The 14,177-nt window shown below is 51.9% G+C and carries 11 protein-coding genes and 1 pseudogene; 8 read left to right on the top strand and 4 right to left on the bottom strand.

Annotated elements, in window-relative coordinates; translation table 11 throughout:
* Positions 1-150: 150 nt before the first annotated feature.
* The 7 genes from ACTH3S_RS06540 to ACTH3S_RS06510 are packed head-to-tail and all read left to right on the top strand — an operon-like array spanning position 151 to position 9,296.
* Positions 151-1,089 (top strand): ABC transporter permease, encoded by a 939-nt coding sequence (locus ACTH3S_RS06540; protein ID WP_441808213.1) that lies wholly within the window; start codon positions 151-153, stop codon positions 1,087-1,089.
* Positions 1,086-2,036, top strand: a complete 951-nt coding sequence (locus ACTH3S_RS06535) for an iron chelate uptake ABC transporter family permease subunit (protein ID WP_441808212.1) — start codon at positions 1,086-1,088, stop codon at positions 2,034-2,036. Before ACTH3S_RS06540 ends, ACTH3S_RS06535 begins: the two co-directional genes overlap by 4 nt.
* Positions 2,033-2,812: an iron ABC transporter ATP-binding protein gene (locus ACTH3S_RS06530; protein ID WP_441808211.1), complete on the top strand. Its 780-nt coding sequence runs from the start codon at positions 2,033-2,035 to the stop codon at positions 2,810-2,812. Before ACTH3S_RS06535 ends, ACTH3S_RS06530 begins: the two co-directional genes overlap by 4 nt.
* Positions 2,803-3,780, top strand: coding sequence for a siderophore ABC transporter substrate-binding protein (locus ACTH3S_RS06525; protein ID WP_441808210.1), 978 nt, complete (start codon positions 2,803-2,805; stop codon positions 3,778-3,780). The genes ACTH3S_RS06530 and ACTH3S_RS06525 overlap by 10 nt, the downstream gene beginning before the upstream one ends.
* Positions 3,781-3,810: 30 nt before the next feature.
* The gene (locus ACTH3S_RS06520) at positions 3,811-6,042 is read left to right on the top strand and encodes a TonB-dependent receptor (protein WP_441808209.1); all 2,232 of its coding nucleotides are present in this window, start codon (positions 3,811-3,813) and stop codon (positions 6,040-6,042) included.
* A gap of 57 nt (positions 6,043-6,099) precedes the next feature.
* On the top strand, positions 6,100-7,707 hold the full coding sequence (locus tag ACTH3S_RS06515) for an ATP-binding cassette domain-containing protein (protein ID WP_441808208.1): 1,608 nt from the start codon (positions 6,100-6,102) through the stop codon (positions 7,705-7,707).
* Positions 7,704-9,296, top strand: coding sequence for an ATP-binding cassette domain-containing protein (locus ACTH3S_RS06510; RefSeq protein ID WP_441808207.1), 1,593 nt, complete (start codon positions 7,704-7,706; stop codon positions 9,294-9,296). Before ACTH3S_RS06515 ends, ACTH3S_RS06510 begins: the two co-directional genes overlap by 4 nt.
* Positions 9,297-9,364: 68 nt before the next feature.
* On the opposite strand, the gene ACTH3S_RS06505 is transcribed toward ACTH3S_RS06510, so the two are convergent.
* Positions 9,365-9,835 (bottom strand): hypothetical protein, encoded by a 471-nt coding sequence (locus ACTH3S_RS06505; protein ID WP_441808206.1) that lies wholly within the window; start codon positions 9,833-9,835, stop codon positions 9,365-9,367.
* Between the two features lie 277 nt (positions 9,836-10,112).
* Here ACTH3S_RS06505 and ACTH3S_RS06500 point away from each other — a divergent pair.
* Positions 10,113-10,823 (top strand): annotated as a pseudogene (locus tag ACTH3S_RS06500) (glycerophosphodiester phosphodiesterase family protein); the annotation flags it as partial.
* A gap of 254 nt (positions 10,824-11,077) precedes the next feature.
* On the opposite strand, the gene ACTH3S_RS06495 reads toward ACTH3S_RS06500, so the two are convergent.
* The 3 genes from ACTH3S_RS06495 to ACTH3S_RS06485 form a co-directional block, all read right to left on the bottom strand.
* Positions 11,078-12,286, bottom strand: coding sequence for a helix-turn-helix domain-containing protein (locus ACTH3S_RS06495; protein WP_441808205.1), 1,209 nt, complete (start codon positions 12,284-12,286; stop codon positions 11,078-11,080).
* A 15-nt stretch (positions 12,287-12,301) separates the two neighbouring features.
* Complete coding sequence (locus ACTH3S_RS06490; RefSeq protein ID WP_441808204.1) at positions 12,302-12,994, bottom strand: hypothetical protein; 693 nt, start codon at positions 12,992-12,994, stop codon at positions 12,302-12,304.
* A 514-nt stretch (positions 12,995-13,508) separates the two neighbouring features.
* The gene (locus ACTH3S_RS06485) at positions 13,509-13,979 is read right to left on the bottom strand and encodes a hypothetical protein (protein ID WP_441808203.1); all 471 of its coding nucleotides are present in this window, start codon (positions 13,977-13,979) and stop codon (positions 13,509-13,511) included.
* Positions 13,980-14,177: the final 198 nt, after the last annotated feature.

Genomic DNA, 14,177 nt, shown 5'->3' with positions numbered 1-14,177 from the left:
TATACAGTTGCAACTATATAAATTTTTATTTATTGTGTTGCGACTAATTATCATTACCATCCATCAAGGTTTTTCATGAGCACTCCTGCTCAGAGTGAACAACAGCCCATCAAAGCTGCATGTGGCAGCCAAATATCAGGCGCCACTCGTATGAGAATGGCTTGTCTGTTTGTCGCGCTTTGCGTTGGGTCTCTGCTGATTGGTGCGCGGCAAATGGAGTGGTCTCAGGTAGTGCTCCTGTCAGGGGATACTTGGCTAACGCTGACAGCCAGTCGCCTGCCACGTATGGCAGCGCTCATCCTAACCGGTGTCGGTTTGGCGGTATGTGGCGTTATTCTTCAACACATTGTTCGCAACAGGTTTGTCGAGCCGGGCACCTCTGGGGGGCTGGATGCCGCAAAACTTGGGGTTCTGGTCTCGTTAACGCTGATGCCAGCGATGGGGAAGTTCAGTCAGATGCTGTTCGCGCTCGGGTTCTGTTTTGTCACAAGCCTTCTTTATGTCGCAGTGATAAGACGTATCCAGTTCAGGAATACCGCGCTTGTTCCAGTAATTGGTCTCATGTACGGCAGCGTTCTCAGCGCGGTCGCCGAGTTTTATGCATACCAGCAGAACATCTTGCAGAGCATGCAAGGTTGGCTGATGGGGGACTTCTCCAGAGTGGTTCAGGGCCAATACGAAGTCATCTATCTCATTCTACCTATTGCTGTTCTGGCATACCTCTATGCCCACCGGTTTACCGTTCTGGGGATGGGTGAGGACATGGCGACCAGTTTGGGGTTGGGCTATGCAGCGACCGCGACGCTGGGGCTGCTGCTGGTAGCGATCACTGTCTCCGTTACGGTGATCACCGTGGGGGCAATTTACTTTGTTGGGCTGGTGGTGCCCAATCTGGTGGTTCTGCACTACGGTGATAACCTTAAGCATACGCTTCCGCTGGTTGCAGTGGGTGGCGCAGCACTTCTATTGGCCTGCGACATCGTTGGCCGCCTGCTGATCTTTCCCTTTGAGGTTCCCATTGGTCTAACCGCCGGATTCATAGGCGGTGCGGTATTCCTCGTGTTGATTCTACGGGGAGAAAAACAATGAAGGGCAAAGGCGCGCTGTGGATCATTTTCTTGGCGGTCATTGCATTGGCGCTGGCGTTCGTATTCGCAGGCTCAGGGCTTAATTTCGAGTACATTATTCCCAAGCGTCTGATACGGCTAGCAGCCATTATTGTCGGCGGAATCTGTGTAGCGCTTTCGTCAATTATCTTCCAGACCCTCGTTAACAATCGAATCCTCACTCCGGCGATCATGGGCTATGAGGCCGTATACCTGATGTGGCAGTCAATGCTGCTACTTGTTCTCGGTACGCAAGGGCTGGTGGCCATCGGTTTGGGTGGGAACTTCTTTATCTCATCAATTCTGGTGCTGCTCTACTCTTGGGTCATCCACCGATGGCTGTTGGGTAACGGCAACAATGACGTTTACCGTCTGTTGCTCGTCGGGCTGGTGCTGACAATGGTCATTAGCACTCTCACACAGTTTGTTCAGCTTCGGATCAGCCCTGGTGAATTCGCAGTGTTTCAGGGCTTGAGTTACGCCTCTTTCAACCGAGCCCAGCCCGCTACCCTCCTCTACTCTTTGGTCGCGGTTACTGCGGTGTGTGTGATTGGCCGCAAATATCTACCAGAGCTTGACGTCCTCGCGCTAGGACGTGATCAGGCGATGTCTTTGGGCGTTAATCACTCCAGACTCGTGGGCCTCTACCTTGCGCTAATCGCTATTCTGGTCGCCGTTTCGACCAGCCTGATCGGCCCCACGGCATTTCTGGGAATATTTGTCGCCAATATTGCGTACGCGCTGGCAGCTAGCCGAAGGCACCGCCTGACCTTGCCAATCGGCTGCGCCATCGCCATCGCAATCTTCCTCGTTGCCCAGTTTCTGGTCGAGCACGTCTTTAACTACAAAACCACCGTCAGCATCCTAGTCAATCTGGTGTGTGGCGCCTACTTCCTTCTGTTGACGGTCCGAGTTCGAGGCACCCTATGATCACTGTCCAGAATCTCTCTAAGGCATACGGCGCCAAGACGGTCCTGTCTGCAGTCAGTGCCGGCTTTCCACCCGGGTGCGTAACCTCCGTGATCGGGCCAAATGGTGCCGGTAAGTCGACTTTGCTGATGCTCATGGCGCGCCTTTCTGAGCCTAGCAGTGGGGACATCCTTTTCGACGGTGAACCCGTCGAAGGCATACCTACATCCGAGTACGCCAAGCGTGTCGCCACCCTAAGGCAATCCTCTGATTTCAATATGCGCCTGACGGTTGGGGAGCTTGTTGCCTTCGGCCGCTTCCCCTATAGCCGCGGTGTCATCAATGACAATGACCGTAGAGTGATCGACGAATCCATCGAGTTCCTCTCGCTTGAACCACTTCGTCACGCTTACATAGACGAAATCAGCGGCGGTCAACGGCAGATGGCCTTCCTCGCGATGACCATCGCACAACAGACGCCCGTGTTATTGCTAGACGAACCGTTGAACAACCTCGATATGAAGCACGCTGTGCAGATTATGCATGCGCTGCGCCGCCTGTGTGACGAGCAGAGACGCACCGTGGTTCTCGTGATCCACGATATTAATTTCGCTGCCAACTATTCAGACCACATTCTGGCCTTAAAAGGCGGGCAGATCCGGTTCAATGGACCATCCGGCGAGACCATCACCGAAGCACTTTTGCACGACTTGTATGACTTGGACTTTGAAATCCTGAGCAACGAACGCGGCTGCGTTTGCGACTACTTCACCCCCCGTTCCGGAGTATGGAAATGAGATGGAAAAAGACACATCGGGCAATAGTTTCTCTGACAATTCTGACGGCTATTTGGTTGCAAGGGTGCGGGGAAAAATCGAATAACCAACAGGCCTCTCTGCCTCTTGATGAACCGGTCATTGTTGAACACAGCCTTGGACGCACAGTGATTACTCAGCGCCCCCGTCAGGTGGCGGTGCTTGATATGAATGAGGCGGACTTTCTCGATCAGCTCGGCGTACCGATTGCCGGGATGGTGAAAGACTATGTGCCGCATTTTCTTGCCCGCTACAAATCGGCTCCAGACGTGCAAGATCTTGGAGCTATTACTCAGCCAAACATGGAAAAGGTGTATGCCCTCAACCCCGACCTGATACTGATAACGCCTATCCAGGCCAATCACTATGAAGAACTATCCGGGCTCGCACCCACCTTACATTTCGATGTCGACTTCCGAGACAGCAAAAATGGTCACATCACCGCCGTTAAAGAGCATCTTCGGTCGCTTGGCCGCATCTTCGACAAGAGCGATGTCGCCGGTCAAAAAATAGATGAAATCGACGCGAAGGTAGCACAAGCACGGCAGGTCACAAACGGTCGACCGGAAACCGCTCTAATCGTGATGCACAACAACGGCACTTTCAGCTCCTTCGGCGTTCGATCACGTTACGGGTTTATTTTCAATGCGCTTGGCGTGAAACCCGCCAGCAACATAGATGCATCCAGCCTGCACGGCCAACCCGTCTCCAGCGAATTTATCCATCAAGCCGACCCGGACATTCTCTATGTCATCGACCGCACGGCGGTTATGGAACGCCGCCCAGTCATGACTGCCGAGCAAATGGGTAACCCATTATTACGTCAAACCAAGGCATGGAAGAACGGGCGGGTGGTTTTTGTTGATGCCGACGCTTGGTACATCACCGCTGCCAGCGTGACCTCGCTGAAGATTCTGATCGATGAGGTTATCGCAGGGTATCAGGGCTAGTTTATTACAACTTACTGACAGGAATTTCCCATGAAAAGCACATTGAACGGCAGCTGTTTACCTGCCCAGGCGAGTGAGGCACGCCAACTTACCTCTGTTGTCGCGAGGTACCACACACCCATGGCTATTGTTCTTGGGTTGGCACTGGGGGGAGTGACCTTCTATGTACCGCTGGCGTCTGCTCAAAACACTGCTCCCGAGCCTTCAAGCATTGAATCACTTCCCCAACTTGACGTCTTGGGCAACACGGTCTCCGCAAATGAAGCCTACTCAGGTGGTCAGGTAACGAACGGAAGCCGTGCCGGAATGCTGGGTGAAAAGGACTTCATGGAGACGCCATTCAATAGTGTCAGCTACACGGAGAAGTTTATTGCGGACAGTCAGGCTCAAGCGGTAACTGATGTAATTGCGGCAACCGATCCGTCGGTATTCAGTAGTGGCGTGACCGGGGAGAACCTCGAAAGCTACTCCATTCGAGGTTTCCGTTCCGACATCGGCGACGTTACGTTCGACGGCATGTTCGGCGTTGCCCCCTACTATCGGAGCTCGCCGGAGATGTTTGAACGCATTGAAGTTTTGAAAGGGCCTTCAGCGCTACTGAATGGCATGCCGCCAAACGGGTCCGTAGGCGGCTCCGTGAACTTGGTCCCCAAACGAGCTGGAAACGAACCAATGACCGAGTTTACAGCAACTTATATGTCTGACTCACAGTTTGGCGGTCATATCGATGTGGGACGACGTTTCGGCAAGAGGAATCAGTTCGGTGTGCGCTTCAATGGCGTCTATCGGGATGGCGAAACCGCCGTTAACCAGCAAGAGAAGGAAGTCCAATTGGCCTCGCTGGCCTTGGACTGGCGCGGAGATCAAGCCCGGATTTCCGCCGATTTGTATATGAGCGAAGACCGGATCAATGGTGCTACCCGGGGTCTCACCCTTGCACCGGGAGTGAAACTACCCAGGCCACCTGAGCCCGATACCTTGTTGAACCCCGACTGGGGATTCAACCACTCGAAAGATAAGGGCGCTATGCTACGCGGCGAGATCGATGTAAGCGATCAGGTCATGGTGTACGCCGCAATCGGCACCAGTGAGACGACATTTCGGGCGACGAACTCATCTGTAGCCCAGGTAATCAACGACGCCGGCGACTATCGAAATAACATGGGTGACGTGGGCGACGAGGCTAAGCGGACTTCTGTAGAGACGGGCCTTCAGAGCCACTTCCAAACCGGCTACATTGGCCATGAGGTAGCGATCAATGCCCAGCGATATAAAGAAGACTACCAACTAAACGCCCGCCGGGGCGTCCTTAATCAAGACTGGATCACAAATATCTACAATCCGGTCTGGGATCCACGTGATACCCCCTTCAACGTCCAGCCCATTACCCAAACCGATCTGCGCCTGACCAGTTATGGCATAGCGGACACGCTGTCCGTTGCAGAAGACCGAGTGCAACTGACTCTGGGCCTTCGACATCAGGAAGTGGTTCAGGACAGCGCTCTGGCCAGCACGGGTATGCCGCTGAGCAGCTATGACGAAAGCGCGGTGACACCCGCAGTTGCGGTGATATTCAAAGCCACGGACGCCCTGTCGGTTTATGCCAACTACATAGAGGGCCTGAGCCAGGGAGCAACGGCACCAACCACGGCGGAGAATGCAGGTGAAGTTTTCGAACCCTACAAGACCAAGCAGAACGAAATCGGTCTAAAGTTCGATCTGGGGGACTTTGCCCATACCCTAAGTCTCTACCAAATCAAGCGACCAAACAGTTATACCGACCCGGTTACTAATGTTTTCTCCTCTGGCGGAGAACAGCGTAACCGAGGGGCGGAGTGGAGCTTCTTCGGTTCCCCGCTGCACCGCTTGCGCCTGATGGGCGGCATCGCGTATCTCGATGCCGAGCTCACAAAAACGGCAGGCGGCGTGAATCAGGGCAATCAGGCCCCAGGGATACCCGAGCTGACCGGAAAACTAGGCGTGGAATGGGATGTTCCAGCACTGCAGGGTCTGACGTTGACCGGGAACACTACCTCTGTATCGGAACAGTACATCAACTCCGACAACTTCATATCGCTGTCAGGCCGCACCCTGTACGACATGGGTGCACGTTACGACACCAGCGTCTCAGGTCAGTCCCTGATCTGGAGGCTTAACATTAAAAACTTGACCAATAAAACGTACTGGGCGACCCCACACTACACCTCACTTGGCGTGGGCGCTCCACGTACGGTCATGCTTTCGGCCACGATGGGGTTCTAAGCAGTGGAACACTTTTGACAACCGATCCGCTTCAATTGCTTCATTACCGGTGTCTGTATGAGTAGTATTAAATGGTATTCCGGCTTGATTAACGAGCCCCTGACGGCAGCGCTAAAACCAGCGCTGCCTATGCTTGCAATTGGCACCCTGGCGGCTGCCTTGTCCGGCCTGACAAAACTGGGCGCACTGTGGTGCCTGGTGCAGGTGATCGATGATCAATCCGTAACATGGATCATCGAAGTAGGCGCGCTGTTGCTAGCCAGCGCAATATTATCATCCGCAGCATCATGGTCCACTCACAAAGCGGAAGCCGGGTTTGCTGCCCGGCTGCGCCGACAGGTGGCTAAGCACCTGATCCGGCTGCCAGCAAGCACGCTTACCCGGTGGGATGACAAGAAACTGCGCAGCCTGTTATCAAACGATGTCCTCTCGCTACATCATTTGGTAGCCCACCTCCCTGCCGAAATCGTTACGTTTGCCATCGTCCCTCTGGTGTCTATTGCATTTCTCGTGGCCATCTCTGGTTTACAGGCACTGCTGGTGCTAACCCCCGGTGCAGTGGCAGCGCTCTACTATCTATGGTTTATGCCTAAAATTTCGGCACGTCATGGTGAGCAGCGTGCGAAAGTCATGTCGGAAATCGTAACCGCAGTGGACGAGTATGTGAGGGGCATTCGGGCTAGCCGTATTTATGGTGCACAATCCGGGGCTCTGGCTTCCTACCACAGTGCCACAGACAGATTTACCCACGGGATGATTACCTGGGTCAGAAAGGTGGCAACGGCCGCGGCGGTTGCTGTGTCGCTTCTGCAGGCCGTCGCAACGTTTGCCATTGCCTACGCAATCACCTACCAGCAAGGTACCGCAGCAATAGCCGCTGGCCTGTTTTTCGGTTTGGCTATCGTAACCCCTTCGCTCAGGCTTGGGCATGGTCTGGACTACGTTTCCGCCGGACGAAATGCGGCACGCCACCTGACAGATTTTTTTCGCGAATGCCCGCTCCCCAGCGCCAATGCAAGGGTGCCGGGAAACCGTGTATTGCTGGAAGCAAAAGCAGTCACCTTAATGGCAGGTGGACATTCCGTTATTGAGGGGGCGAATTATCGTTTTTCTCCCGGGACGATAACGGTTATATCCGGACCCAGCGGCGCGGGTAAGACTACATTACTTAGAACTCTAGCGGGACTGGAGCAAACACACAGCGGCTCCATGCGCCTATCAGGCATCGATTTGGCCATGCTTGATGAAGAAGCTCGTCATCAGGCAATCCGGCTATTACCGCAGGGCAGCTCTGCTCTGTTAACAAGCGTTCGAGAGAACCTTACTCTGGCTGATCCAGAGCAGGCTGATGAAAAGCTCGAAGCGGCGCTGCGTCAAGCGCGGCTGGAAGTTGATCTCGACGCCCATGCCGGCAATCTATCCGGAGGTGAAATGCAGCGTCTGGGGCTGGCGCGCATGTTTCTTACGTCCGCACCGGTACTTCTACTGGACGAACCAACCAGTGCACTGGATCCGGATACGACCAAACACATCATCAAATCCCTGCAGCTACTCGCGCACAGTCAAGGCAAAACCATTGTCATTGTTTCTCATGATCCGGTGTGCGCCGCCGAAGCAGATGTTCATCTACAAATGCAGGGAAATACACTAAGGGTTCCGGAATGAACGCCTCAACGCTGAATGAAAAGAGTACTCGTAAATCCCCTTTCTCACGAGACTCTCGCAACCGGGTATTGGCAATCAGTCTAGGCTGGATTGTTGTCGCGGCGCTCGAAGCAACTGCATACACAACACTAGCGCTGGCAATTGTTCACCATCACCCCCCTGTCACAGTGGTAACAAGCGCTGCGATAGCCATGTTGATGACCGTGTTAGTGACACGCGCAGGCTTTCTTTCAGGCGCCCGGTTGTCTGGAGATCTGTACGCAGCGCTCGGCAATGCATTAGCACGGGCCAAGTTGTCGTGGTTTTCCGGCGAGCATCAGGCAGAGGTTATGGTACTGGCCGGACGCGGAATTCCGGGATTTATGAGCATTCCAGCCCACCAGTTACAGTCACTACTGCACGCTCCACTCATACCCCTGTTACTTCTGATTGGTCTGGGATTAGTCGGTGGACTAGAGATAATGCTTGTGGCGGGTTGTTTACTTGCCATGTCGCTGGGAATGCAGTTTTTTGCACAGCGCGCCCTCAAGAGAATTGATATCGAACGGCATACCAGAGACCTGAACACAGCCCAGTCCACGCAAGAGCTCATAGACCACCTGGAACTGCTAAGAAACGCTGCAGGGCCGGTACTGGCGCTAAAGCGTATCGAGTGCCAATGGGAGCATCAGGAACAGGCGATGGCGAGAATCAACCGGGGCGCAGCCATTGCAGTTTTCATCTCGGCACTGGCGGGAGCCTTGCCATTGGTGGGGCTGGCAAGTTATCTGATCTTTACAGGTTTCAACAACCCCGGCCAATTGTTGGCGCTATTGGTGCTTATCACTCGCGCTGCAGCGCCTATGGAAGAACTCGCCCTATCAGGGCTTGTCATCAACGACCTGCGAGCTGCGCTGAAGGACTATCACCAAATCATTGATGCACCAGCATTGCCAGAAGCCGGGCCAGATGAAGTCAAACAGCCAGAAGGATATGGCCTTGCTGCGACGCAAGTCAGCCACTCACCGATGCTACACGATATTTCTGTGGACGCCCCAGAGGGTGCCAGACTACTAATCGTTGGCCCTACTGGGAGTGGCAAAAGTACATTGATTGAACTGCTGATGCGTTTCGACGATCCGGAGCGTGGGGAAATTACCCTCGGTAAGGTTCCGCTGGCGAAGATTCGCTATGAGGATCTAATGGCACACATTGCATACGTCGGGCAGGACCCCGTCATTTTTACCGGCACACTCGCCGATAACATTCGGATAGGAAAGCCGCACGCATCAGACGCAGACCTAGAAAAGGTTGCAAGGTACGTCACGTTAGGAAGCGTAATAGATCGTTCGCCACTTGGTATAGAACAGCCGGTCGGCCATCAAGGCTCGGCTCTTTCCGGTGGGGAGCGCCAACGTCTAGCACTGGCCAGAGCATTGATTAAGGACGCTCCCATTTTGGTTCTTGATGAGGCCACCTCAGCCTTGGATCAGAATACCGAGAAAGAAATCGCCAAAATCATAAGAAGACTGCCGGGCACCGTTATTCTGGTTACCCATAGGAACGAGACTATCTGGGCCCCCACTCATACGATAATGCTGGGCGGTTAAATACGGGGAGCGGATCAGGCTGTCTGCCTCAATCCGCTAAAAGGCATTTCCGTAGTTCCAATGATACTTCAGTGGACCATCATTGCCGATTGCTTAGACGGATAGGTGACTGGACACGTCGGCCAGTTCAGATATTGGGCAAAAAAATCTGGCTGGAGTGACGCATCCAGCAAGATGTCGATGCATTCGTTGCTACTGCAATATTCGCTCATGCGGACGTGGCAGCGCTCTGTCGCTCGCAAGCTCTCAAGAGCTCGAAGCAACATATCGTCAGCAACGCTATGTTCACCGCAATTACGCAAGATGCTGCACAAAAGAATGGCAGAAAGAGTCAGCTCAACATGCATACAGTCAGAATTTCGGGTACGAACCAAACAAGCTAGATCAAAGGCGTTGCCTGCCACAATTATGACTTTTTCAGAATCCCGGCTTTCGTACAAAGTAAGGGCGTTTTCCATCCAGTAAACCCACAAATCATTTTGTTCTATGAGTGACAAGTTTGCGAACATCGAGCGGTGGTGCGGACAAAGAAATTTCATGACATCCTCCTTGGCTTTCACCGAACGATAATAACAACCATTCTCATCAAGGCAAGTTAAATTGGAGGGCTTATTGCAACCAACCCCAGCAAGTCCCGTTCTTCGCCGGTACTTCGATTCCAGTTACATTCCAGCTCAGAGACTCAAAACTGTCATCAGACGTTAACTAAGCGTAGGCAATATTAGCCCCTGTACAGCCTTAGATTAACCAACCACCCCATTCTCGCCGACTAACGCGATGCTGGAAAAAACCAATATATTCAACAAAAGGCCCGTTATGAAAATCTTGCTTATATTGCCTCTGATCATCGGCGCTCTCGCTATGTTATCCGGCTGCAACGACAGCGATAACAACGCCAGCGCGCCCGAAGTGAGCCCCCCTGATGACAACCAATCGCTGGTTCAGCTTGGTCCCAGGCCTTACTTTCTGGTTAACGATATGGATGAGGGTGAACTGAAGAGTACGCTGCAAGCGTGTGAATCTATGACCCCGACCGCAAGCGCTTTCTCCATTGCCCACCGGGGCGCGCCGTTGCAGTTTCCTGAACATACCCGCGAATCCTATGTGGCAGCTGCCAAAATGGGGGCCGGGATTATTGAGTGCGACGTTGCCTTTACCAAGGACCGGCAATTAGTCTGCCGCCATGCTCAGAATGACCTGCACACCACGACCAACATTGTGGCCGTGCCAGAGCTGAACGCCAAATGCACACAGCCATTCGTGCCCGCCAATCCGAGCGCAGGCACTAAGGCTGAGGCTGAATGCCGCACCAGTGACATTACGCTAGCTGAGTTTAAGACGCTCCGGGGAAAAATGGATGCGTTTAATGGAGATGCCACTACCCCTGAGGAGTATCTTGGCGGTACCGCCGATTGGCGCACGAATCTGTATGCCACTGAAGGCACCCTGTTAAGCCATCGCGAAAGCATCCAACTGATTAAAGAGCTGGGCCTTAAGTTCACCCCCGAGCTGAAAACACCGGTGGTGTGGTCTCGTAATAAAGTTGGTAACAAAACATTCCCCTAGCGCCCATTTTAGTGGACACCTTCGCCCACATAAAAAAATAAAGTTGGTAACTGAAAAGTGCCGTCATCCTTTCCGGTGTGTTTTTCATGTTAATAAAGATGGTAACTTTTAATTTTTTTCACGCTAAGCCTTACCCACAAGTGCAGTGTAAGTCACGGAAGTTCACCTTTTCGAGCCTTACATGGTACTAGTAAGTCTCCGAACTCTTTCAGCTCCTACTTTCGTTCGAGAGGAATCACTCGCCCGCCGCTGTTACTGCTCTGTTGCGAAGTTGAACGTTGTTGTGCACTCGATCTTAAACGCAATTCGATGACGTTGTTAGTTTCGTCTTCCTCAAAATAGCCTTGGGGGAGATTACAAAGCTCTTCAATAATACTCGCAGGCATTCCCAAGACTTGACGTAAAGTATTTTTGGCCAAGATTTGATTCTCAACCAACATTTTAACACTGCGCTCGAGCAATTTAGGCTCTTCAGGCTCTAGCGTTTCATCAAGTGGTTCACGTTGTACCCACCCGCGGGCAGAACGTGCTTTCCACAACCGTAAGGCCGTATCTTCGCCTATAATTTCCAGATCCCGACACCGTCGAATCATTGCGGCAGCAGATGCTTTCCATTTTGGCTTGAGAGCCAGAAAAGTGTCTAGTGTTGGATACCGCACTTCTCGCACAAAAGAAGCTGCCGGTAATAAAATAGCACTAGCAAAGCGGTGTGCCTGCTTTTCTAACAGGTGGTAGTGTTTCTGGTAGTCTGCATCAGTAACTGTTTTATGAAGCACTATATGACCCAACTCGTGTGCAGAATCAAATCGCGTCCTAAAGCCATTGGCTTTATCCATGCAAAGAAAGGCATAAGGACGGGCATCCACCTGTGACCAGCGTGATACTCCATCCATTTTAGCGAAACCCAAGCTACCACGAGTGACTACGATGCCATTGCTTTCCATGGTATTAATCAAATTATCAACAGGTGACTGGCCAAGCTTCCAACGTTGTCGGCACTCGGCAGCAAAGTTTTCTATTTCATAGTCAGTCAACGCTTTGAAGTCACCTTTGTGCTCCGGCAAGTTGAGGGGTGGAAATTCTAAACTTTCCTGTAATTTGTAAGAAATTTCTTCGGCCCAATCCAACCGAATTCTCGCAACCTCTCTTGAGATTTTTGGCGTCTGATTTTGTGCTCTAAAAAAGCTAGGCTGCGCTTCACAACTAGCGATCGGGACTTCGAGCAACCAAGATTCAGAAACGCCGAAGGTTCTACAAATTTTTTGAAAACTACTAATTTCAGGGCTACTTTTTCCCTGCTCCCATTTCGAGATATTGCCTTTTGCACATTGAATGAGGTCGGCAAGTTCGGCCTGAGTCATTCCTGCGCTGGCACGAAGTTGTCGTAGCCGCAGTGACTGAAAGCCTTGAATTCCGGATCTCATGATCGTGTGTACCCCTTAATCATTCTGTTCATTGCTTTCATTACTTTCAGCTTGGCGCATTTGCTTGCGTAGCCTCGGCCAAGCTTGATCTTCAGGTTCAACAGGTGGCTGGGCTGCAGCATAACCAGCCAGTAGCTCATCAATATCAATTATCAAATGGTACCCCTTGTTGTTCTCATGGGGCACTCGCACTTGTATGTAAGCAGGTCCATCCTGTTGTTGCTCAGGGGACGGAGCTTGCGCAACAATTATAAGGTTGAGCTTCTCGAAATTCTTCGCTTTCTCTGGCGTCGATTTTGCCTCTAACTGAAGCGCCAGTTGCTCACAAATACCAATATTGTGGCGAGCATTTTTAGCTCTGTACTTGGCAGGGCGGACTTTACCACTGGACCAGGAGGGAACGTGAATGGTTGCCAGCATGTTGGCAGTTTCCAACTCCGTGTATGACTCTCCTTCATTTTCTGTAACCTGGATCGAAGGCCGCCAACCTGACTGAGCATTGCACACCGCATCCTGAACGTAAAAATAACGATCCTGGCTACGTTTGCGACTTTGCCTTAGTGCACAGTGCTTAATACGCCCACGACTGTCTTCATCAGCTAATTTGAATGCTTCATGGATCAAGATTGGGAGCTCTTCAAAGAGCTCGGGGCTGCTGTAATGGTGAATGAACTGAATAATTTTTGTTGCTGTGTCAATCTGGGACATGCCTGCTCCGCCTAGCCAAAGTTCCTTAAGCGGATTATAGGCTCTTATTTCTTCCTTTTGAAGGTGCGACATGCTGGAAACACCAAGCGGCGGCAAAATCAGGACAGACTAATGGGACTTGTGTATTCGATAGTCAATTATGAGTGTGGCTAGCCTGATGATTTCGTTAGTAAAGCGCTTCAGTGATGACCTCCAAGCTTGGATCTGCATGCTCTCCATTCTTCAGGTCACAAGTTTCGCGGAAGATATTGTCGAAAGTAGCGCGGCAACATCAGTACTTTAGCGCAAACCCCAGCAGCAGATTGCGTATCACCGTTTTTGAGGCAAGGTCAGCACAGGAAAAATTCTCTACATGGAGCTGCCTCGTCTTCAGTAAACGGATCAGGCTGTCTGTCTCAATCCGTATGCTCAAATGCTCGGGCTTCCGACAATCAGGGCGACCCTCCCCGTAGAGGCTTTGTGACTGAAAATTATCCACACCGCTAAAAGGCATTCCCATAGTTCCTCCGATGCATCAGTGGACCATCATTGCCGGTTGCCTAGACGGAAAGGTGACTGGACACGTCGGCCAGTTCAGGTATTGGGCAAAAAACTCAGGCTGGAGTGAAGCATCCAGCAAGATCTCGATGCATTCATTGCTGTTACCACATTCGCCCGTGCGGATGTGGCAGGGCTCTGTCGCTCGCAAACTCTCAAGGGCTCGAAGCAACATATCGTCTGCAACGCAATGTTCACCGCAACTACGTAGGATGCTGCACAAAAGAATGGCGGAAAGAGTCAACTCCACATGCATGCAGTCAGGGCGGCTGGCACGGGCCAGGCAGGCTAAATCAAAAGCATTGCCGGTCACCATGATGATCTTTTCTGAATCCCGGTTTCCTTGATAGGTAAAAGCGTTTTCCATCCAGAACATCCACAAATCATTTTGTTCATTGAGTGACAGGTTTGCGAACATCGAGCGATGGCGCGGACAAAGAAATTTCATAGCATCCTCCTCTGCTTCACTTTAACGATAATAGTTATCATTATCATTTATGGCAAGATGGATCCTTAAATTTTTTAGCAACCGATGCGGATGTGGAAATTCGCAAAAGTATCCTTGCGCAAGGCTTGGAGCCTTTGCGAACAATATCAGCGGCATTTCGTCTATCGTGACAGAGATGTGCCCTCAGCTACCTTTAAA

Source organism: Marinobacter sp. (genome assembly GCF_052094685.1).
Lineage (GTDB): Bacteria > Pseudomonadota > Gammaproteobacteria > Pseudomonadales > Oleiphilaceae > Marinobacter.
This window is presented reverse-complemented; position numbering and strand designations above follow the sequence as displayed.

Bases quoted from the DNA above. Each gene is read 5' to 3' on its own strand.
- ACTH3S_RS06540 (WP_441808213.1), top strand. From the start codon at position 151: ATGAGAATGGCTTGTCTGTTTGTCGCGCTTTGCGTTGGGTCTCTGCTG.
- ACTH3S_RS06535 (WP_441808212.1), top strand. From the start codon at position 1,086: ATGAAGGGCAAAGGCGCGCTGTGGATCATTTTCTTGGCGGTCATTGCA.
- ACTH3S_RS06530 (WP_441808211.1), top strand. From the start codon at position 2,033: ATGATCACTGTCCAGAATCTCTCTAAGGCATACGGCGCCAAGACGGTC.
- ACTH3S_RS06525 (WP_441808210.1), top strand. From the start codon at position 2,803: ATGGAAATGAGATGGAAAAAGACACATCGGGCAATAGTTTCTCTGACA.
- ACTH3S_RS06520 (WP_441808209.1), top strand. From the start codon at position 3,811: ATGAAAAGCACATTGAACGGCAGCTGTTTACCTGCCCAGGCGAGTGAG.
- ACTH3S_RS06515 (WP_441808208.1), top strand. From the start codon at position 6,100: ATGAGTAGTATTAAATGGTATTCCGGCTTGATTAACGAGCCCCTGACG.
- ACTH3S_RS06510 (WP_441808207.1), top strand. From the start codon at position 7,704: ATGAACGCCTCAACGCTGAATGAAAAGAGTACTCGTAAATCCCCTTTC.
- ACTH3S_RS06505 (WP_441808206.1), bottom strand. From the start codon at position 9,835: ATGAAATTTCTTTGTCCGCACCACCGCTCGATGTTCGCAAACTTGTCA.
- ACTH3S_RS06495 (WP_441808205.1), bottom strand. From the start codon at position 12,286: ATGAGATCCGGAATTCAAGGCTTTCAGTCACTGCGGCTACGACAACTT.
- ACTH3S_RS06490 (WP_441808204.1), bottom strand. From the start codon at position 12,994: ATGTCCCAGATTGACACAGCAACAAAAATTATTCAGTTCATTCACCAT.
- ACTH3S_RS06485 (WP_441808203.1), bottom strand. From the start codon at position 13,979: ATGAAATTTCTTTGTCCGCGCCATCGCTCGATGTTCGCAAACCTGTCA.